The 18,931-nt window shown below is 75.0% G+C and carries 17 protein-coding genes; 11 read left to right on the forward strand and 6 right to left on the reverse strand.

Annotated elements, in window-relative coordinates; genetic code table 11:
• The first annotated feature begins 14 nt into the window (after window positions 1–14).
• Together rpsI and glmM are read left to right on the forward strand one after the other, a co-directional pair.
• Window positions 15–479 (forward strand): 30S ribosomal protein S9, encoded by a 465-nt coding sequence (gene rpsI / locus ACQUFX_RS30315; protein WP_428963556.1) that lies wholly within the window; start codon window positions 15–17, stop codon window positions 477–479.
• Window positions 480–612: 133 nt separating this feature from the next.
• Complete coding sequence (gene glmM, locus ACQUFX_RS30320; RefSeq protein WP_428963557.1) at window positions 613–1,968, forward strand: phosphoglucosamine mutase; 1,356 nt, start codon at window positions 613–615, stop codon at window positions 1,966–1,968.
• A 62-nt stretch (window positions 1,969–2,030) separates the two neighbouring features.
• Here the strand turns inward: glmM and ACQUFX_RS30325 are convergent, their stop codons facing one another.
• The gene (locus tag ACQUFX_RS30325) at window positions 2,031–3,224 is read right to left on the reverse strand and encodes a pyridoxal phosphate-dependent aminotransferase (protein ID WP_428963558.1); all 1,194 of its coding nucleotides are present in this window, start codon (window positions 3,222–3,224) and stop codon (window positions 2,031–2,033) included.
• Window positions 3,225–3,397: 173 nt separating this feature from the next.
• On the opposite strand from ACQUFX_RS30325, the gene glmS reads away from it, so the two are divergent.
• Window positions 3,398–5,311 carry a glutamine--fructose-6-phosphate transaminase (isomerizing) gene (gene glmS / locus ACQUFX_RS30330; protein ID WP_428963559.1) on the forward strand — a complete coding sequence of 638 codons (1,914 nt, stop codon included), beginning with the start codon at window positions 3,398–3,400 and terminating at the stop codon, window positions 5,309–5,311.
• Window positions 5,312–5,369: 58 nt separating this feature from the next.
• On the opposite strand, the gene ACQUFX_RS30335 is transcribed toward glmS, so the two are convergent.
• Together ACQUFX_RS30335 and ACQUFX_RS30340 are read right to left on the reverse strand one after the other, a co-directional pair.
• Window positions 5,370–6,959, reverse strand: coding sequence for an alpha/beta hydrolase (locus tag ACQUFX_RS30335; RefSeq protein ID WP_428963560.1), 1,590 nt, complete (start codon window positions 6,957–6,959; stop codon window positions 5,370–5,372).
• On the reverse strand, window positions 6,956–7,252 hold the full coding sequence (locus ACQUFX_RS30340) for a WXG100 family type VII secretion target (protein WP_428963561.1): 297 nt from the start codon (window positions 7,250–7,252) through the stop codon (window positions 6,956–6,958). The genes ACQUFX_RS30335 and ACQUFX_RS30340 overlap by 4 nt, the downstream gene beginning before the upstream one ends.
• 285 nt (window positions 7,253–7,537) lie before the next feature.
• On the opposite strand from ACQUFX_RS30340, the gene ACQUFX_RS30345 reads away from it, so the two are divergent.
• The 4 genes from ACQUFX_RS30345 (at window position 7,538) to tsaE (ending at window position 11,878) form a co-directional block, all read left to right on the forward strand.
• Window positions 7,538–9,007, forward strand: a complete 1,470-nt coding sequence (locus tag ACQUFX_RS30345; protein WP_428963562.1) for an NAD(P)H-hydrate dehydratase — start codon at window positions 7,538–7,540, stop codon at window positions 9,005–9,007.
• A 179-nt stretch (window positions 9,008–9,186) separates the two neighbouring features.
• Complete coding sequence (alr, locus tag ACQUFX_RS30350) at window positions 9,187–10,305, forward strand: alanine racemase (RefSeq protein WP_428963563.1); 1,119 nt, start codon at window positions 9,187–9,189, stop codon at window positions 10,303–10,305.
• Entirely contained in the window at window positions 10,302–11,399 is a 1,098-nt protein-coding gene (locus ACQUFX_RS30355; RefSeq protein WP_428963564.1) for an alpha/beta fold hydrolase, read from the forward strand. The genes alr and ACQUFX_RS30355 overlap by 4 nt, the downstream gene beginning before the upstream one ends.
• On the forward strand, window positions 11,396–11,878 hold the full coding sequence (tsaE, locus tag ACQUFX_RS30360) for a tRNA (adenosine(37)-N6)-threonylcarbamoyltransferase complex ATPase subunit type 1 TsaE (protein WP_428963565.1): 483 nt from the start codon (window positions 11,396–11,398) through the stop codon (window positions 11,876–11,878). Before ACQUFX_RS30355 ends, tsaE begins: the two co-directional genes overlap by 4 nt.
• 35 nt (window positions 11,879–11,913) lie before the next feature.
• Here tsaE and ACQUFX_RS30365 read toward each other — a convergent pair whose 3' ends face one another.
• Together ACQUFX_RS30365 and ACQUFX_RS30370 are read right to left on the reverse strand one after the other, a co-directional pair.
• A complete protein-coding gene (locus ACQUFX_RS30365) occupies window positions 11,914–12,879 on the reverse strand; it encodes a DUF6999 family protein (protein WP_428963566.1) in 966 nt (321 codons plus the stop codon).
• On the reverse strand, window positions 12,872–14,812 hold the full coding sequence (locus tag ACQUFX_RS30370) for a 3-oxoacyl-[acyl-carrier-protein] synthase III C-terminal domain-containing protein (RefSeq protein ID WP_428963567.1): 1,941 nt from the start codon (window positions 14,810–14,812) through the stop codon (window positions 12,872–12,874). Before ACQUFX_RS30370 ends, ACQUFX_RS30365 begins: the two co-directional genes overlap by 8 nt.
• A 172-nt stretch (window positions 14,813–14,984) precedes the next feature.
• Between ACQUFX_RS30370 and ung the strand changes: the two genes are divergently transcribed.
• The gene (gene ung, locus ACQUFX_RS30375) at window positions 14,985–15,686 is read left to right on the forward strand and encodes a uracil-DNA glycosylase (protein WP_428963568.1); all 702 of its coding nucleotides are present in this window, start codon (window positions 14,985–14,987) and stop codon (window positions 15,684–15,686) included.
• Between the two features lie 19 nt (window positions 15,687–15,705).
• On the opposite strand, the gene ACQUFX_RS30380 is transcribed toward ung, so the two are convergent.
• A complete protein-coding gene (locus ACQUFX_RS30380) occupies window positions 15,706–16,434 on the reverse strand; it encodes a helix-turn-helix domain-containing protein (RefSeq protein ID WP_428963569.1) in 729 nt (242 codons plus the stop codon).
• A 171-nt stretch (window positions 16,435–16,605) separates the two neighbouring features.
• Between ACQUFX_RS30380 and tsaB the strand changes: the two genes are divergently transcribed.
• The 3 genes from tsaB to tsaD all read left to right on the forward strand — a co-directional run bounded on the left by tsaB (window position 16,606) and on the right by tsaD (window position 18,915).
• On the forward strand, window positions 16,606–17,283 hold the full coding sequence (tsaB, locus tag ACQUFX_RS30385) for a tRNA (adenosine(37)-N6)-threonylcarbamoyltransferase complex dimerization subunit type 1 TsaB (RefSeq protein ID WP_428963570.1): 678 nt from the start codon (window positions 16,606–16,608) through the stop codon (window positions 17,281–17,283).
• 98 nt (window positions 17,284–17,381) lie between these two features.
• Complete coding sequence (rimI, locus tag ACQUFX_RS30390; protein ID WP_428963571.1) at window positions 17,382–17,876, forward strand: ribosomal protein S18-alanine N-acetyltransferase; 495 nt, start codon at window positions 17,382–17,384, stop codon at window positions 17,874–17,876.
• Window positions 17,869–18,915, forward strand: a complete 1,047-nt coding sequence (tsaD, locus tag ACQUFX_RS30395; protein ID WP_428963572.1) for a tRNA (adenosine(37)-N6)-threonylcarbamoyltransferase complex transferase subunit TsaD — start codon at window positions 17,869–17,871, stop codon at window positions 18,913–18,915. Before rimI ends, tsaD begins: the two co-directional genes overlap by 8 nt.
• The last annotated feature ends 16 nt before the right edge of the window (window positions 18,916–18,931 follow it).

Raw genomic sequence — 18,931 nt, forward strand, 5'->3', positions numbered from 1 at the left:
GCGAAGGAAACAGCATGACCGACATCACCGAGACCGAGGTGGCCCCCGAGGTTGCCGAGGCGCCGGCGCCCGTCGCCCGTGCGCCGCGTGGGGAGCGGCCGATCCAGACCGTGGGTCGGCGCAAGGAGGCCATCGTCCGGGTCCGGATCATCCCCGGCACCGGCAAGATCACCTGCAACGGCCGTGACCTCGAGGCCTACTTCCCGAGCAAGGTGCACCAGCAGCTCATCAAGGACCCGCTGGTGACCGCCGAGAAGCCCGAGGCGTTCGACGTCATCGCCAACCTGCGTGGCGGCGGCACCACCGGCCAGGCCGGCGCGCTCCGGCTCGCCATCGCCCGCGCGCTGATCGTCAACGAGCCCGACGACCGCCCCGCGCTGAAGAAGGCCGGCTTCCTGACCCGGGACGCCCGGGTCAAGGAGAGCAAGAAGTACGGTCTCAAGAAGGCCCGCAAGGCTCCTCAGTACTCGAAGCGCTGATCACCAGCAGCGCGTTGTACTTCTGACGAACGGCCGGTTCGCCCCCCCTCGATCAGGGAGGTGGACCGGCCGTTCTGTCGTTTTCTTCCATTGGTTTGTCCTCCCATTGGCAGTTTCATCGAAAGTAGGCGGTATGGGCCGGTTGTTCGGTACGGACGGCGTACGCGGACGTGCGAACGTGGATCTCACGCCCGAGCTGGCGCTCGCGGTGGCGGTGGCCGCCGCGCACACCCTCGCCGAGACGGACCGGAACCGTCCCCCGCTGGCCGTGGTCGGTCGGGACACCCGGGCCAGCGGCGAGATGCTGGAGGCCGCCGTGGTGGCCGGGCTGACCAGCGCGGGCGCCAACGTCGTCCGGGTCGGTGTGCTGCCCACCCCGGCGGTGGCGTTCCTCACCGCCGAGGCCAAGGCCGACCTGGGCGTGATGCTCTCCGCCTCGCACAACCCGATGCCCGACAACGGCATCAAGCTCTTCGCCGCCGGTGGGCACAAGCTGCCCGACGAGATCGAGGCGCGGATCGAGGCGGCCGTCGAGGCGAACACCACCACCGCCTGGGACCGGCCGGTCGGGGCCGGCGTCGGCCGGGTGCACGACCTGCTCGACGGAGCGGACCACTACGTGCAGCACCTCACCGGCACCGTCCCGCACCGCCTCGACGGGATCACGGTGGTGGTCGACTGCGCCAACGGCGCCGCCTCCGAGGTGGCCCCGGTGGCGTACCGGGAGGCCGGCGCCGAGGTCCACGCCATCTACGCCGAGCCGGACGGCCTCAACATCAACGACGACTGCGGCTCGAACCACCTCGACCAGCTCCGCGAGGCGGTGGTCCGGCTCGGTGCCGACCTGGGCATCGCGCACGACGGCGACGCCGACCGGTGCGTCGCGGTCACCGCCGCCGGGGACGAGGTCGACGGCGACCAGGTGATGGCGATCCTCGCCCTGGCCATGCGGGAGGCCGGCACGCTCACCGAGGACACCCTGGTCGCGACCGTGATGAGCAACCTCGGCCTGCGGCTGGCGATGTCCGCGCAGGGCATCCGGCTGGTCGAGACCAAGGTCGGCGACCGGTACGTGCTGGAGGAGTTGCGGGCCGCCGGGCTGGCCCTCGGCGGCGAGCAGAGCGGGCACATCGTCATGCCGGCGCACGCCACCACCGGCGACGGGGTGCTGACCGGCCTGCACCTGATGGCCCGGATGGCGCAGACCGGCAAGTCCCTGGCCGAACTGGCCTCGGTGGTGACCAAGCTGCCGCAGGTGCTGATCAACGTGCCGGTCGGCGACCGGACCGTCGGCGCCGCCGCGCCGGCCGTGCGGGCCGAGGTCGAGCGCGCCGAGGCCGAACTGGGCGACACCGGGCGGGTGCTGCTGCGCCCCTCCGGCACCGAGCCGCTGGTCCGGGTGATGGTGGAGGCGGGCACCGAGGCGACCGCGCGGGAGGTCGCCGAGCGCATCGCCGACCGGGTCCGCGCCGCCAGCCCGGCCGGCTGACCGGCCCGTCCCGCCGGGCGTGATCCGCCCGGCGGTCGGGGCCGGCCGCCGGGCGGGTGGGGTCAGCGGGGGTGGGGTAGCCCGCGCAGCCGGGTGACCGCCTCGGCGAGCACCTCGGGCCGCTTGCAGAAGGCGAACCGGACCAGCCGCCGGCCCGCCTCGACGTCGTCGTAGAAGACCTGGGTGGGTACGGCGACCACGCCGCACCGCTCCGGCAGGGCCAGGCAGAACTCCACCCCGTCCCGGCCGCCGAGCCCGGTGACGTCGGCGGTGACGAAGTACGTCCCCTCCGGGGCGAGCACCTCGAACCCGGCGTCGAGCAGGCCGGCGGTCAACTGGTCGCGCTGCCGCTGGAGCCCGTCCCGGAAGCCGGTGTAGTAGTCGTCCGGCAGGGCCAGCGCCGCCGCCACCGCCGGTTGCAGCGGTGCCGCGTTGACGAAGGTCAGGAACTGCTTGACCCGCAGCAGCGCGGAGACCAGCGACGCCGGCCCGCTGGCCCAGCCGACCTTCCAGCCGGTGCAGGAGAAGGTCTTGCCGGCGGAGGAGATCCGTAGCGTCCGCTCCCGCATCCCGGGCAGGGTGGCCAGCGGCACGTGCGGCGCGTCGGCGTCGGTGAAGACGAGGTGCTCGTACACCTCGTCGGTGACCGCGTACGCGCCGTGCTCCTGGCACAGCTCGGCGATCATGGTCAGCTCGGCGGGGGTGAAGACCTTGCCGGTCGGGTTGTGCGGGGAGTTCAGCAGGACGAGGCGGGTCCGGGGGCCGAACGCGGCGCGCAGCGCGGCCGGGTCGAAGGCGTACCGGCCGCTGTCGGCGGGGCGCAGGGTGACCGGCCGGCGGACCGCTCGGGCGAGCGCGATCGAGGCGGCGTACGAGTCGTAGTACGGCTCGAAGCAGACCACCTCGTCGCCCGGCTCGCAGAGCGCCAGGATCGCGGCGGCGATCGCCTCGGTGGCGCCGGCGGTCACCACGACCTCGCCGTCCGGGTCGTACTCCAGGCCCCAGAACCGGCGCTGGTGGGCGGCGACCGCCGCGCGCAGCGCCGGGATCCCCGGCCCGGGTGGGTACTGGTTCTGGCCGGTGCGCAGCGCCTCGGCGGCGGCGGCGAGCATCTCGGGCGGGCCGTCGGTGTCCGGGAAGCCCTGGCCGAGGTTGACCGCCCCGGTCCGGACGGCGAGAGCGGACATCTCGGCGAAGATGGTCGTCCCGAACGGCCGCATCCGGGCCACCAGGGGGTCGTTCGCGGTCGTCGTCACGTCCGTCAGCGTACGGGCCGGGTCCGGGCGCGTACACCGTCGCGGACCGGTGCCGGACCGGCTCGGAGGTTTGTCCGCACGGCGGCCGGCGTGACCAGATCGCTCAAGTTCACTGATCGTTTACCCGGGTTCCGCGCACGCCTGGTGAGCGAAACTCCGCTAGGCTGCGAGACATGTGTGGAATCGTGGGGTACGCCGGCACACGGCCGGCGCTGGGCATCGTGCTCGACGGACTGCGGCGGCTGGAGTACCGCGGCTACGACTCGGCCGGCGTCGCCATCGTCTGCGACGACGAACTGCTGACCGAGAAGAAGGCCGGCAAGCTCGCCAACCTGGAGAAGGTCCTCGGCGAGCGGACCGGCGGCGACCCCACGGGCTGCCCCGACGGCGCGGTCGGCATCGGCGACGGCACCACCGGCATCGGGCACACCCGTTGGGCCACCCACGGCGGCCCCACCGACCGCAACGCCCACCCGCACCTGGCCCCCGACGGCCGGGTCGCCGTGATCCACAACGGCATCATCGAGAACTTCGCCAAGCTCCGCGGCGAGCTGGAGGCCGACGGCGTCCAGTTCAGCAGCGACACCGACACCGAGTGCGCCGCCCACCTGCTCTCCGCCGCCCTGGCCGACCTGCGCGCGGCCGGCGAGCCGGAGGGGCCGGCGCTGCTCGCCGCCGCGATGCGCGCGGTCTGCCAGCGGCTGGAGGGGGCCTTCACCCTGCTCGCCGTGGACGCCGCCATCCCCGGCGCGGTGGTCGGCGCCCGGCGCAACTCGCCGCTGGTCGTCGGCCGGGGCGACGGGGAGAACTACCTGGCCAGCGACGTGGCCGCGTTCATCGAGCACACCCGGGACGCGGTGGAGCTGGGCCAGGACCAGATCGTGCTGATCACCGGCGAAACGATCGAGATCACCGACTTCGCCGGCCGGCCCGCCACCGGCAAGGACTTCCACATCGACTGGGACGCCTCCGCCGCCGAGAAGGGCGGCTACGACTGGTTCATGCTCAAGGAGATCGAGGAGCAGCCGCAGGCGATCGCGGACACCCTGCTCGGCCGGCTCACCGACAGCGGCGAGATCATGCTGGACGAGGTCCGCCTCAGCGACCAGGACCTGCGCGACGTGGACAAGATCTTCATCGTCGCCTGCGGCACCGCGTACCACTCCGGGCTGGTCGCCAAGTACGCCATCGAGCACTGGACCCGGATCCCCTGCGAGGTGGAGCTGGCCAGCGAGTTCCGCTACCGCGACCCGGTGCTCGACCGGTCCACGCTGATCGTGGTGATCAGCCAGTCCGGGGAGACCATGGACACCCTGATGGCGCTGCGGCACGCCAAGGAGCAGAAGGCCCGCGTCCTGGCGATCTGCAACACCAACGGCTCGACCATCCCGCGCGAGTCGGACGCCGTGCTCTACACCCACGGCGGGCCGGAGATCGCGGTCGCCTCCACCAAGGCGTTCCTCACCCAGCTCGTCGCCTGCTACCTGATCGGCCTGCACCTGGCCCAGGTGCGCGGGATCAAGTTCGCCGACGAGGTGGCCGCCGTGGTGGAGCAGCTCCACCAGATGCCCGGCAAGCTGCGCGACCTGCTGGCCCGGATCGAGCCGGTCCGCGAGCTGGCCCGGGAGATCAGGTCCGAGCCGACGGTGCTCTTCATCGGCCGGCACGTCGGGTACCCGGTGGCGCTGGAGGGCGCGCTCAAGCTCAAGGAACTGGCGTACATGCACGCCGAGGGGTTCGCCGCCGGTGAGCTCAAGCACGGCCCGATCGCCCTGATCGACCAGGGCACCCCGGTGATCTGCATCGTCCCGTCGCCGGTGGGCCGGGGAATGCTGCACGACAAGGTCGTCTCCAACATCCAGGAGGTACGCGCCCGGGGCGCCCGGACCATCGTCATCGCCGAGGAGGGCGACGAGGCGGTGCGGCGCTACGCCGACGACCTGATCTACGTCCCGCGTACCCCGACGCTGCTCGCCCCGCTGATGACCACCGTGCCGTTGCAGGTGCTCGCCGCCGAGATCGCCGCGGCCCGGGGGCACGACGTGGACCAGCCGCGCAACCTGGCCAAGTCGGTCACCGTCGAGTAGCCCTTCCCGGCCCCGCCCGGTCGCCTGCCCCGCCCGCGCAGGTGCCGGGCGGGGCCGGTCACGTCCGGCCCAGCACGATCCGGGCCATCCCGTCCAGCGCCGGGTTGCCGTCGTCCCAGTAGCCGGTGTGACCGGACCGGTCACTGGGGAAGATGCGCCCGCCGAAGCCGGGGTGGCTCGGGTCGTGGCCGAACCACAGCCCGCCGTCCGGGCGGTCCACCAGGCCGGCCACCGGGCCGAACGGCGGCACCTCCAGCGCCGCCTGCCGGAGCAGGTCCGCTGGCGGGCGGGCCAGCCGGATCGCGTCGTCCGGCGCGGTGCTCGACCAGACCTGTCCCGCCGGCACCCGCAGGTCGGCGGCCCGCTCCACGCCGACCCCGGGGGAGCCGACGAAGACCACGGCGTCGGCGGCGAGCCCGTGGTCGCGGGCGGCCACGCCCACCACCACCGACCCGTAGCTGTGCCCGAGCACGGTCTGCCGGGCCGGTGGCCCGTCGTGCGTGGCCCGCAGCCCCTCCTGGAAGGCGTGCAGGGCCGGGCCGGCGGCGGTGGCCTGCCCCGACCGGAACGCCTCGTGCAGGAAGTCGGGCGCGTCGTAGTCGATCCAGAGCACGGCGGCGGTCTCCGCGCCCGGGGCGAGGTCGGCGCAGCGGGCCCGGACGCGGTCCGCCCGGCCCAGCTCACCGGTGGCGTCGGCGAGCCCCGAGGTCATCCCCGGCACGTAGGTGAGGACGTGGTCGGCCCGGTCCGGGTTGCCCAACGCGACGATCGCCCGCCCCTCCCCGCCGGTGCGCAGGCCCAGCAGGTACGCCCGGGGTGTCTCCCGGCTCGCCAGCCGGTCGCCGAGCGCGCCCAGCCCGGCCAGCGCCCTCTCGACCCGGCGCAGCCCGGCCAGCTCGGCCGGCCCGCGCGGGAAGCGGGTCAGCAGCCGCCCCCGCTCGGCCCACAACTCGGCCCGCCGCACCCCGAGCAGCAAGCGGTTGGCCTGGTCCCGGGCGGCGGCCGGCACGCCGTCGCGGCACCCCACCGTCGCCGGCTCGTGCCGCACCAGCCAGCGCCGCTGCGCCGGGGTGAGCCCGGCCCACCAGGCCCGGACCACGGCCGGCGGCGCGTCGGCCGGCGGCCGCCAGGGCGGTGGGACACCGACCCAGCCGGACCCGGCGGCGGCGGTCAGCTCGGCCAGCCGTGCCGTCGCCTCCCGGTCCGCCGCCCCGGCCAGGTCGAGCGCGGCGTGGATGCCGGTGGAGACCTGCACCACGGCGGGACCGGCGCGGTGTGCCGGCCGGGGCACGGCGGGATCCGCCGTCACCCGGCCGTGCCGGTCGACCAGCACGCCGGCACCGGTGGCGGACTCGACGGCGGCGACCAGCCGGGCCCTGGCCGCGCGCAGCCGCCCGGCGAACTCGGCGAGCACCTGGTCGGCCTCGATCAGGGCGGGGGAGAGCGCGGCCAGGTCGCCGCGCAGCCCGGTCAGCCGGGCACCGGCCGATCCGGCGGCCCCACCGGACCAACCGGCGCGCAGCCGGCCCGCCCCGGCGTCCAGGTCGCCGACCCAGCGGTCGACCCGGCCGGTGAGCCCGGCCCAGGCCGAGCCGGCCGCCCGCCACCGCTCCGGGTCGACCCGCCAGAGCCGGGCGTACCCGGTCACGGCGAGAGCCGGGCCAGCCGCCCGGCCGCCCGTTCGTCCACCGTCTCGTACCCGTCGGCGGCCGTGCCGAGCGCGTCGGCGGTCTCCGCCACCCGCCCGCCGAGCCGGCCACACCACCGGTGCACCGCCGTCTCCAGGTCGGCCAGCGCCGCCCCGGCCGACCACTGCGGTGCCGTCACCACCAGACCCGGGACCCCGTGGAGCCCGGCCGTCAACCGGTGCGCCTGGTCGGTGAACCGCCCCGCCACCTCGCGCAGCACCCCCGGATCCACCTCGAACGGCTCCTGCCCCATCGCCCCTCCCCTGTCCGGCCGCAGCCCACTGTCGGCCGACGGAACCGCCCGTTGCCTCCGCCCCGGCGGTCACGACCGACCCGACCCGGCAGACGCTAGGCGCCCGTCGGCCACCCCGGTACGCCCTGTGGACGACGGCCGCCAGCCGTACCCCCGGGTTGTCCACAGGTGTTGTGCACGGTCGCGCCGCTGGGTAATCTGCGGGCCTTTCGCGCCGGTAGGGTGAATTCGTGATCGTCGCGGTCGGCAGTGACGCCGGGCCGGATCCGGACGGGACGGGGTGCCATGAGAGCGGTGTGGCGGGTCGCGGACGTACGGGCGGCGGAGGCGGGGCTGATGGCCACGCTCCCGCCGGGAACGCTGATGGGGCGGGCCGCCGCCGGGCTGGCCCGGCGCTGCGCGCTGCTGCTCGCCGACCGGGGCGGGGTGTACGGCGCCCGGGTGCTGCTGCTGGTCGGCTCCGGGGACAACGGCGGGGACGCGCTCTTCGCCGGCGCGCACCTGGCCCGGCGCGGGGCGGCGGTCTGCGCGCTGCTGCTCGCCCCCGACCGGGCCCACGCCGAGGGGCTGGCCGCGCTGCGCGCCGCCGGTGGGCGGGTGGTGGAGCGGCCCCCGGCAACGGTCGACCTGGTGCTGGACGGCATCGTCGGCATCGGTGGCACCGGCGGGCTGCGGGAGACCGCCGAGCAGGTGGCCGCCAGCCTGCTGCGCCACCGGGGCCGGGACGGCCACCGGGCCACCGTGGTCGCGGTGGACGTGCCCAGCGGGGTCGCGGTGGACACCGGGGACGTCCCGGTGACCGCCGCCGGCCGGCCCACCGCGGTCCGCGCCGACGTCACGGTGGCGTTCGGGGCGTGGAAACCGGCGCTGGTGGTCGGCCCGGCCGCGACCCTCGCCGGTGAGGTGGAGCTGGTCGACATCGGGCTCGGCCCGTGGCTGCGGGGCACCCCGGCGCTGCACGTCGTCGAGCGCTCGGACGTGGTCGACTGGTGGCCCGCGCTGGGCCCGGCCTCGGAGAAGTACACCCGGGGCGTGGTCGGCGTGGCGACCGGCTCGCGGACGTACCCGGGCGCGGCGGTGCTCTCCGTCGGTGGCGCGCTGGCCGGGCCGACCGGCCTGGTCCGGTACGCCGGGAGCGCGCGGGACGAGGTGGTGCACCAGCACCCGTCGGTGATCGCCACCGGCCGGGTCGCCGACGCCGGGCGGGTGCAGGCCTGGGTCTGCGGCTCGGGGCTGGGCACCGGCGAGGAGGCCGTCGGTGAACTGCGCGCCGTGCTCGCCGCACCGGTGCCCGTGGTGCTCGACGCGGACGCGCTCACCCTGCTGGTGGACGGGTCGATGGCGGACCGGCTGCGCACCCGCGACGCGCCGATCGTGGTCACCCCGCACGACCGGGAGTACGCCCGGCTCTGCGGCGAGGAGCCGGGGGCCGACCGGGTCGCCGCGACGCTGCGGCTGGCCGCCTGGATGAACGCGGTGGTCCTGCTCAAGGGGGACCGCACGGTGGTCGGCACGCCGGACGGCCGGGCGTACGTGAACCCGACCGGCACCCCGGCGCTGGCCACCGGGGGTACCGGCGACGTGCTGGCCGGCCTGCTCGGCTCGCTGCTCGCCGCCGGGGTGCGGGCGGACCGGGCCGCGGCGACGGCCGCGTACCTGCACGGGTTGGCCGGTCGGGAGGCGGCCCGGGGCGGCCCGGTGACCGCCCCCGACGTGGTGACCGCGCTCCGCCCCGTCATCGCCCGACTGACCTGACCGACCCCCGCTGCCCCGTCTCCGCTGCCCCGTCCCCGCTCGGTCCTGCTCGCTGCGGTGCCGCCGGGCGGTTTGCAGGGGGCCCTTCCTCTACCGAAGACGATAAGAAGGGGCCCCTCCTCACCGGTCGGCTGCGCGGGGACGGGCCAGGGAGATCACCCTGGAAGTAGGCTGGGTGCATGTGGCAGGCCGAGGTACGCGTCGACCTTGACGCGATCCGTGACAACGTGGCCCGACTCCGCGCGGGCACCAGCGCCGAGCTGATGGCCGTGGTGAAGGCCGACGGGTACGGCCACGGCATGGTCCCGGCCGCCCGCGCGGCGCTGGACGCCGGGGCGGACTGGCTCGGGGTCTGCACCCTCGACGAGGCGTTGACCCTGCGCCGGGCCGGGATCACCGTGCCGGTGCTGGCCTGGCTGCTCGCCCCCGGCCTGCCGCTGCACGAGGGGGTGGCCGCCGGGGTGGACCTGGGCGTGGCCAGCCTCCCGCAGCTCGACGAGATGGTCGAGGCGAGCCGCCGGGCGGAGCGTCCGGCCCGGCTGCACCTCAAGATCGACACCGGGCTCTCCCGGGGCGGGGCGACCGTCGCCGACTGGCCGGCGCTGCTGGACGCCGCCGCGAAGGCCCAGGCCGACGGGCTGGTCGAGGTGGTCGGCGTGTGGAGCCACTTCGTCTACGCCGACCTGCCCGGTCACCCGACCACCGACCGGCAGCTCGCCGTCTTCCACGAGGGCCTGGACCTGGTCGAGCGGGCCGGACTGCGCCCCCGGTACCGGCACCTGGCCAACTCGGCGGCCACGCTGACCCGCCCGGACACCCACTTCGACCTGGTCCGTCCCGGGATCGCCGTGTACGGGCTCTCCCCGGTGGCCGGCGAACGGTACGGCCTGCGCCCGGCGATGACCGCCCGCGCCCGGGTGATGCTCACCAAGCGGGTCCCGGCCGGCACCGGGATCTCGTACGGCCACACGTACCACGCCGAGCGGGACGCGAACCTGGCGGTGGTGCCCCTCGGGTACGCCGACGGGGTGCCCCGGCACGCCTCCAACTCCGGCCCGGTGCAGCTCGGCGGGGTACGCCGGACGATCGCCGGCCGGGTCTGCATGGACCAGTTCGTGCTCGACTGCGGTGACGACCCGGTGGCCGCCGGGGACGTGGTGACCCTCTTCGGCAGCGGCGTCGACGGCGGTCCCACCGCCGACGACTGGGCCGAGGCGGTCGGCACCATCAACTACGAGATCGTCACCCGCTTCGGCGGCACCCGGGTCCCCCGCGTCTACGACGGGGAGAAGTCATGAGTGGTGCCGCCCGGTTCCGGCTGCCCCGGCCGCGCAGCGCGGCGGGGAAGGTCGCCGGCCTGGTCGGGGCGGCGGTCGGGGTGGCCGCCGCCGGGCTGGCCGCCGGGGTCGCCACCGAACGTGCCCTGGTCCGCCGGTTCAAGACCGCCTTCGCCGACCGGTACGCCGACGAGCCGTTCGGCGAGCAGCGGTTCGACGAGGCGTTCCGGCTGGAGATGCCGGACGGTACCGACATCCACGTCGAGGTGGTGGAGCCGACCCGCCCGGTGGTGGGGAACCCGACCGTGGTGCTGGTGCACGGCTTCTGCCTGGACATGGGGACGTTCCACTTCCAGCGCAAGGTGCTCGCCGAGCGGGGCGAGCACCGGATCGTCGCGTACGACCAGCCGGGGCACGGCCGGTCGGGGCGGCTGGAGAGCGGCGAGTACGACCTCACCGCGCTCGGTCACACCCTGCGGCGGGTGATCGACCGGACCAGCCCGGAGGGGCCGCTGGTGCTGGTCGGGCACTCGATGGGCGGCATGACCATCATGGCCCTCGCCGAGTTGTACCCGGAGTTCTTCGCCGACCGGGTGGCCGGCACCGTGCTGATCGCCACCACCGGCGGGCTGCTCGCCGAGACGAAGCTCGTCGCGCCGGCCCTGCTGGGCCGGATCGGCTCCCCGATGCTGTACATGGTCAGCAACGCCACCCGGTACGGCGGCACCGTGATCGACAAGGCCCGTCGTTCCACCTCCAACGTGGCCTGGCTGCTCACCCGCCGGTACGGCTTCGGCACGCCGAACCCCAGCCCGGCCCTGGTGTCGTACGTGGAGACGATGAACTCGCGTACCTCGGCCGACACGGTCACCCGGTACCTGCGGACCATCGCCACCCACTCGCGCTTCCCGGCGCTGGCCGCGCTGGCCGGGGCTCCGGTGCTGGTGGTGGTGGGTGACAAGGACATGTTCACCCCGGTGGTGCACTCCGAGGAGATCGTGCGTCGGCTGCCGCACGCCGAGTATGTCAAGATCCCCGACAGTGGGCACGTGGTGATGCTGGAGCACGCGGACGAGGTCAACGCCGCGCTGGAACGGTTCCTGGAGGACTTGTGAGTGACGCCGTGCGGCTGCCGACCCCGGCCGACACGTACGACTTCGGGCGCCGGCTGGCGCGGGTGCTGCGCGCGGGCGACCTGGTCCTGCTCACCGGCCCGCTCGGGGCCGGCAAGACCGCGCTGACCCAGGGCATCGGCGCCGGGCTGGGGGTACGCGGCGACATCACCTCGCCGACCTTCGTGATCGCCCGGGTGCACCGGCCCGACCCGGCGCGGGGCGGCCGGGTGGCGTTGGTGCACGCCGACGCGTACCGGCTGGGCGACGCGGCGGACCCGCGCGCCGAGATCGACGACCTCGACCTGGACGCCTCGGTCGACGACTCGGTCACCGTGGTCGAGTGGGGCGAGGGGCTGGCCGAGCACCTGACCGACGCCCACCTGCGGATCCGTATCGACCGCCACGACGACGACACCCGCGAGGTCGAGCTGGACCCGGTCGGCGGCGACTGGGCGGACCGCCTCACTACCCTGCCCTGACGACCGCCCCCAGTCGACCGCCCGGCGCGGGCTGGTCAACTCCGGGGACGGGTGACCCCGGTGGTGGCGTGCCGGGTGCCGGTCTCGGTGGGGCGACGACGGGGTCGGGGTACGGTGCCGGTCGCACCGTCGGCGGCGCCCGCCGCGGTCCGGATCAGCCGGGCGAAGGCGTACTCGCAGATCACCGCGTGCTCGTAGACCGACCGGGGGACGTCCACGGTCGAGTCGACCCGCAGCACCGAGCCCTCCGGCCGCCAGGACAGGAACGTCGAGTCGCCGGTGAGCTGGGTGAGCAGGGCCAGCAGGGAGATGTCCAGGCGCATCGAGTGCACCGCCCGGCGGTACTCCTCGCTGGTGAGGCAGAGCGCGAACGGGACGTTCATCAGGTACAGCGCGGTCTGGATGTCCAGGTTCAGCAGTCGGCGGCGGCCCGGTTCGGTGTCCAGCGGCGGGACGGTCAGCATCGAGGTGTCGAGCGGGCCGGTGGGCCGGGCCAGGTTGCGCAGCCGGGCCCCCGGCGGCGTCGCCGCGCTGCCCAGGGCGATCATCACGTCGTAGACGTTGAGGTCGTGCTCGATCACCGCGCGGTCGCCCAGCTCCCGCAGGGTCGTCGGCAGCAGGTCGACCTCGCGCAGACCGGGTACGCCGGCGTTGCGGACCACGAAGTTGAGGAGCTGGGTCTCCACCACGAAGTGCCGGATCAGCAGTTCCCCGGCCTCCGGGGCGACGCACCGGCGGAGGAACCAGACGCAGAGGCTGTCCATCGTGCCGTGCGCGCGTACCTGCCAGGGCAGCAGGCGCTTGACCACGCTGATCAGCGTCACCGCCAGCCGGGACAACAGCCGTACCCAGGGCAGCAGCCAGGTCCGCGACCAGCGCTGCTGGTCCCGCACCACCAGTTCCAGGGTGCGCCGGCCGATCGGCACGGTGGGATCGGCCATGATCGCCTCCCACACCGACGGTTCCGTCCGACGGGTGCGGCTCCGGGTGCGCTCAGCCATCGATCTCCTCCAGTTGCAGGGCGTAGAGCCGGGCCACCACCCGGGCCGTCCGGACGATCCGCTCGGCGCGGGGCCGGTCGATCAGCCCGGACCGCAGGACGTCCCGCAGGGCCGCGAAGTGGTCGTCGTCGTTGTCGCCGTGGTAGAGCAGGAACCGCACCTGGTCCTCGGCGAGCCCGAGCTGGTCGCGGAGCAGCCCGGCCCAGCGGGTCGCCTTGGCCGTGCCGAGGCCCTCGATGACGAACATGGCGCCCAGCAGATCCACCGGCTCCGGCTGGCTGGCCTGGTGGAACATGTACGCCGAGAGCGCCTCGGAGCCGGGGTTCTTCGTCGCGGCCCGGATCTCGGCCGGGTCCCCGCCGATCGCCGCGAAGTCCGCGTCCAGCAGCCGGTAGTCGCGGTGCTCCTCCAGGCCGTGGTGCAGCGCGGCGCTGCGCAGCTCGAACAGCTCCTCGGAGAAGCTCGACGCGGCGCGGGCGATCCACCGGCCCCCCTCGACGACCTGGGGGCGGAGCGTGAGCAGCAGCCGGCGGTAGTCGGCCAGCGTGGCGGCACCGGCTTCGAGCCGGCGCAGCACCGGCACCCGCCGCAGCCGGGACTCCAGGTCGGCCCAGACCCCGGCCAGCTCCAGCACGGTCCACCGGACCACGTCGTCGTCGCCCGGCTCCGGCACCCCGAGCGGCGACCCGGCCGCGTCGGCCTCTTCCGTCCCGCCGGCCTGGTCGGCCCCGCCGTCGCGGGCGGCGCCGTTGTCGCGGGCGGTGCCGGTCACGGTTTCCGGCCCGGTCGGGCCGACGCAGGTCAGGTGGGCGAAGGCGAACGAGAACCGGCCGGACTCGGGCACCACCAGCAGGATCCGGTCCCCGGGGGCGAACCGGCCGGACCGCCACGCCTCGGCCAGCATCACGAAGATGCTCGCCGCCCCGGTGTTGCCCCGGGTGTGCAGGTTGGTGTACCAGCGCTCCTCGTCGATCATCAGGTCGGCCTCGTGCAGCAACCGGAAGATGTCCGCCCGGAAGTGCTCGGAGCTGTAGTGGCAGAGCACGTGGTCGATGTCGCGCGGGTCGAAGCGGCCGGCGCGGACCAGCCGGACGTACTCGGCGACCCCCGCGACGAAGAGGTCCGGCAGCGCCCGTACGTCCTGTCGCAGCCGCAGCATGCCGGCCCGCTCGGCCTCGGCGGCGGTGTCCCGGTCCAGCCAGGTGTCCCCGGCGCCCGGCCCCTCCCCGCCCGGCCCGGTGGGGTCGGTCAGCCCGGCGCGCATGCAGGTGGCGTGCTCGTGGGCGTGCGAGACCAGGTGGGTCCAGTCGACCCGCAGGCTCGACCGGTCCGGCCGGGGCCCCGGTTCGAGGACCACCGCTCCGGCGCCGTCGGAGAGCGTCCAGCGCAGGAACTCGGCGTCGAACCCGGCCCGCTCCGACGCGGTGGTGTCGGCGTACCGGCTGTGCTTGAGGCCCCGACTGACCAGCTCGGAGCCGACGACGGCGGCGAGGTCGTGCTCGCCGAGGCGGACGCCGGCCACCGCCGCGCGGAAGGCGGCCATGCTGGCGGCGCAGACCCCGGCGGCGGAGAGCGTCTCCATCGGGCCGCCGCCGAGGCGGCCGTGGACCATCGAGGCGAAGCCCGGTACCAGCACGTCCCCCTGGGTGGTGCCGGTGGCGAGCAGGCCGAGCTGCCCCACGTCCCGGCCGCTCTCCTTGAGGGCCCGCAGCACCGCCTCGGCCGCCAGCTCCTCGTTGAGCATCGTGGTCCGCCCCGCCGGGTCGAGGGCGTAGTGCCGGCTCCGGATGCCGTTGGCCGCGAGCACCCGGCGCCGGACCGCCGCGGCGGCCCGGCTGCCGTCGTCGCCGAGGAACCGGACCAGATCGTCGTTGCCGATCGGCTCGCCGGGAAGGAAGGAAGCACAGCCGGTGATGTGGACCGCTCGCGTCATGGCGTCCATTCCGCCAGGTCGGAGGGGTTTCGCACATCCGCCGATGGGCCCAACGACGTGGGTACGGGTACTCAGGGCGGTGGGCCCGTGGGTGGGAAGTGTCGGACCGGGCTGGTAGGAATCGGACCGGGCTGGTAGGAATCAGCCGTTCCGTTCGCGTGAAAGGTGGCTCATGCCCGACGACGTCGCGCCCCTCGACCTGCCGGCGCACCTCCCGCCCGCCTGGCGGTCAGTCCTCACCCCGCACCTCGACCCGGCGGCCACCGCCGAGCTGGGCCGGTTCGTCGCGGACGAGTACGCCACCCAGACGGTCTTCCCGCCGCTGGAGGACCTCTTCTCGGCGTACCAGCTCTGCGCTCCGCAGGACTGTCGGGTGCTCATCCTCGGGCAGGACCCGTACCACAAGGCCGGGCAGGCGCACGGGCTCAGCTTCAGCGTCCGCGAGGGGGTGTCGGTGCCGCCGTCGCTGCGGAACGTCTTCAAGGAGCTGACCGAGGACCTCGGCGTGCCGAAGCCGCGCGGCGGCACCCTGACCGGCTGGGCCGGCCAGGGCGTGCTGCTGCTCAACTCGGTGCTCACGGTCCGCCAGGCCACCCCCGGCTCGCACGCCAACAAGGGCTGGGAGGCGTTCACCGACGCGACCATCCGCGCTCTCGACGCGCTGGAGCACCGGGTGGTCTTCCTGCTCTGGGGCGGGTACGCCCGCAAGAAGGCGGCCCTGGTCGCCAACCCGCAGCACGTGGTGCTGGAGGCCGGTCACCCGAGCCCGATGAACCCGCGCGGTTTCCTGGGCAGCCGTCCGTTCAGCGCGGCCAACAAGGCGCTCGCCGACGTGGGCCTGCCCACCATCGACTGGGAGCGCACGGCGAGCTGAGCCCACCCGGCGGGCGGAGCTACCCGTCGGCCCGTGCTCCGCTGTCGGCCTGCTCCCCGCCGCCGGCCCGGCTCCGGTAGCGGCGGAGCAGTTCGGCGGCGCGGGGGTCGACCACCTCCACCTGCACCAGCGGCACCACCGGGTAGCCGCGCCCGCCGTGCCGTACCTCGATCGGCTCCGGCAACTCCTCGCACATCGTCGCCCGGACCTCGCCGTACCGGGTCTGCCAGTGGTGGTCGCCGGGCTCCTCGGGGGCGAGCGGCACGCCGCCGAACTGCTTCCACCGGGCGTCCCAGCGCTGCCCGTACGCCTGTTCCAGCCAGGCGGTGAACCGTGCCGAGTCGCGCCACCGGATGGCGAGATCCAGGCTGTCGACCGGGATCGGGGCGCCCTGGAGCAGGGCGGCGGTCCCCCCGGCGAGCACGTACGGCAGGTCCCCGAGCCGGTCCAGGACCCGGTCGACGCCGAGGCCCGCCACCCGGTCGGCCAGCGGGCGGGCGGCCAACTCGTCGAGGACCGCGTCGAGGTGTGCGTCGAGTGGCTCGACGCTGACCGTCAACTGCACGCCCAGCGCGGTGAAGAGCCGGTCGAGCAGGTCCAGGCTCGGCACCCGGTCGCCCCGCTCGACCCGGGCGACCGTGGCCTGGGTGGTGCCGGCGCGCTCGGCGAGCGCCCGCTGGGTCAGGGCCCGTGTCTCCCGCTCGTGGCGCAGCAGGCCGCCCAACTGGCCGAGGCGGACCGAATCCATGGCGACACCATCTCTCTCGCGCCGACGTACCCGACAGGTGTGAAAATACCCCACGGGTATGTCGCTCGGCCGCGGCCTCTGCGCCGGGCCGACACTTGGTTGGGAGGCACCCCGCCGGGACACCGTGGGGCGTCACCGGGGGTGACCACCGGGCCGGCTAGGGTTGCAGCCGTGCTCGTACTGGTGGTGGATTCCTCGACCCCTGCGGTGACCGCGGCGCTGGTGGAGGTCTCGGCGGACGGCGTCGCGTCCCGGGCGCTGCGCTGCACGGTCGACGCGCGGGCCCACGGCGAACTGCTCGCCCCGCAGGTCGACGCCGTGCTGGCCGACGCCGAGGCCCGTCCCGGCGACCTCGGCGCGATCGTCGCCGGCCTCGGCCCGGGGCCGTTCACCGGCCTGCGGGTCGGTCTGGTCACCGCCGCGACCATGGGGCAGGTGCTCGGCATCCCCACGTACGGCGTCTGTTCGCTCGACGGCGTCGGCCACCCGGTGGCGGCCGGGGAGCCGGTGCTGGCGGCCAGCGACGCCCGTCGGCGGGAGGTCTACTGGGCGGTGTACGACGGCGCCGGGCAGCGGATCGCCGGGCCGGACGTGGACACCCCGGCGGTCGCCGCCGTCCGCGCCCGCGACCTCGCGGTGACCGTCGCCGTCGGCGACGGCGCCCACCGGTACGCCGACGTGCTCGACCTGCCGCTGCGGGCCGAGCCCCGGTACCCGGACGCCGTCGCGCTGGCCGCGCTGGCCGCCGAGCGGATCCGGGCCTGCGCCCCCGCGGAGCGGCTCACCCCCCTCTACCTGCGCCGCCCCGACGCGGTCGCGGCGACCGGCCGCAAGCCGGTCCTGCCGTGACCGGATCCCGGCCGGGCGACGGCGTCGAGCCGACCGCTTCCGCCCGGCCGGCGGAGCCGAGCCGGCATGTCGAGCCCGGCTCTGCCGTGGATGGCCCGGTGCGCCTGGAACGGTTCCGCTGGTGGCACGTCGACGAGGTGCTGCCGATCGAGGCGGACCTGTTCGGCGCGGAGCAGTGGTCGGCGGGGATGTTCTGGAACGAACTCGCCAACGGGCACTTCTACCTGGTCGCCACCGGCCCGGACGGCGGGCTGCTCGGGTACGCCGGGCTCACCGTGACGCCGCCCGACGAGGCCTGGGTGCAGAACATCGCGGTCCGCCGCTCGGCGCAGCGCCGGGGCGTGGGCCGGCTCCTGCTGGAGGGGCTGCTCGCCGAGGCTGCCCGGCGCGGCGCGCGCAGCACGCTGCTGGAGGTCGCCGCCGACAACGCGCCGGCCCAGCGGCTCTACGCGGAGTACGGCTTCGAGCCGATCGGCGTACGCCGGGGCTACTACCAACCGAGCAACACCGACGCGCTGGTGATGCGGCGCGTCGTGACGTCGGACCCGGACGGGACGACGCCGACCGGGGAAGGGACCGACGGGCATGGCTGACGAACCGCTGATCCTCGGCATCGAGACCTCCTGCGACGAGACCGGGGTCGGCATCGTGCGCGGGCACACCCTGCTGGCCGACGCGCTCGCCTCCAGCGTCGAGGAACACGCCCGGTTCGGCGGGGTGGTGCCCGAGGTGGCCAGCCGTGCCCACCTGGAGGCGATCGTGCCCACCATGGACCGGGCGCTCGCCGAGGCCGGGGTGACCATCGCCGACATCGACGCCATCGCGGTCACCTCCGGGCCCGGCCTGGCCGGCGCGCTGCTCGTCGGGGTCGCCGCCGCCAAGGGGTACGCGGTGGCCGCCGAGAAGCCGGTGTACGGGGTGAACCACCTCGCCGCGCACGTCGCGGTGGACACCCTGGAGCACGGGCCGCTGCCGGAGCCGGCGATCGCCCTGCTGGTCTCCGGCGGGCACTCGTCCCTGCTGCTCGTCGACGACCTGGCCCGGGGGGTCACCCCGCTCGGCGCGACCATCGACGACGCCGCCGGGGAGGCGTTCGACAAGGTGGCCCGCCTGCTCGGCCTGCCGTTCCCGGGTGGGCCGCCGATCGACCGGGAGGCGCGCAACGGCGACCCGGGCTCGATCCACTTCCCGCGCGGGCTGACCGCGCCGAAGGACCTCGCCGCGCACCGGTACGACTTCTCCTTCTCCGGGCTGAAGACGGCGGTGGCCCGCTGGGTCGAGGCCCGGCAGCGGGCCGGCGAGCCGGTGCCGGTGGCCGACGTGGCCGCCGCGTTCCAGGAGGCGGTCTGCGACGTGCTGACCGCCAAGGCGCTCGACGCGTGCCGGGCCAACGGCATCGAGACCCTGGTCATCGGCGGGGGAGTGGCGGCCAACTCGCGGCTGCGGGCGATGGCCGAGCAGCGGGCCGCGAAGCACGGCATCCGGGTCCGGGTGCCCCGGCCGAAGCTCTGCACCGACAACGGCGCGATGGTCGCCGCGCTCGGTTCGCACCTGGTCGCCGCCGGGGTCGCGCCGAGCCGGCTGGACCTGCCGGCCGACTCGGCCATGCCGCTGACCGTGGTGAGCGTATGAGGGCGGGGGAGTCGAC

This window comes from Micromonospora fluostatini, from assembly GCF_050410825.1.
In the GTDB taxonomy this organism is placed as follows: Bacteria; Actinomycetota; Actinomycetes; order Mycobacteriales; family Micromonosporaceae; genus Micromonospora; species Micromonospora rosaria.

Excerpts from the sequence above, each read along its gene's own strand:
- alr (WP_428963563.1), top strand. The coding sequence starts at position 9,187 with ATGTGGCAGGCCGAGGTACGCGTCGACCTTGACGCGATCCGTGACAAC.
- ACQUFX_RS30340 (WP_428963561.1), bottom strand. The coding sequence starts at position 7,252 with ATGGGGCAGGAGCCGTTCGAGGTGGATCCGGGGGTGCTGCGCGAGGTG.
- glmS (WP_428963559.1), top strand. The coding sequence starts at position 3,398 with ATGTGTGGAATCGTGGGGTACGCCGGCACACGGCCGGCGCTGGGCATC.
- rpsI (WP_428963556.1), top strand. The coding sequence starts at position 15 with ATGACCGACATCACCGAGACCGAGGTGGCCCCCGAGGTTGCCGAGGCG.
- ACQUFX_RS30355 (WP_428963564.1), top strand. The coding sequence starts at position 10,302 with ATGAGTGGTGCCGCCCGGTTCCGGCTGCCCCGGCCGCGCAGCGCGGCG.
- tsaD (WP_428963572.1), top strand. The coding sequence starts at position 17,869 with ATGGCTGACGAACCGCTGATCCTCGGCATCGAGACCTCCTGCGACGAG.
- glmM (WP_428963557.1), top strand. The coding sequence starts at position 613 with ATGGGCCGGTTGTTCGGTACGGACGGCGTACGCGGACGTGCGAACGTG.
- ung (WP_428963568.1), top strand. The coding sequence starts at position 14,985 with ATGCCCGACGACGTCGCGCCCCTCGACCTGCCGGCGCACCTCCCGCCC.
- ACQUFX_RS30345 (WP_428963562.1), top strand. The coding sequence starts at position 7,538 with ATGAGAGCGGTGTGGCGGGTCGCGGACGTACGGGCGGCGGAGGCGGGG.
- ACQUFX_RS30365 (WP_428963566.1), bottom strand. The coding sequence starts at position 12,879 with ATGGCTGAGCGCACCCGGAGCCGCACCCGTCGGACGGAACCGTCGGTG.
- ACQUFX_RS30380 (WP_428963569.1), bottom strand. The coding sequence starts at position 16,434 with ATGGATTCGGTCCGCCTCGGCCAGTTGGGCGGCCTGCTGCGCCACGAG.
- ACQUFX_RS30370 (WP_428963567.1), bottom strand. The coding sequence starts at position 14,812 with ATGACGCGAGCGGTCCACATCACCGGCTGTGCTTCCTTCCTTCCCGGC.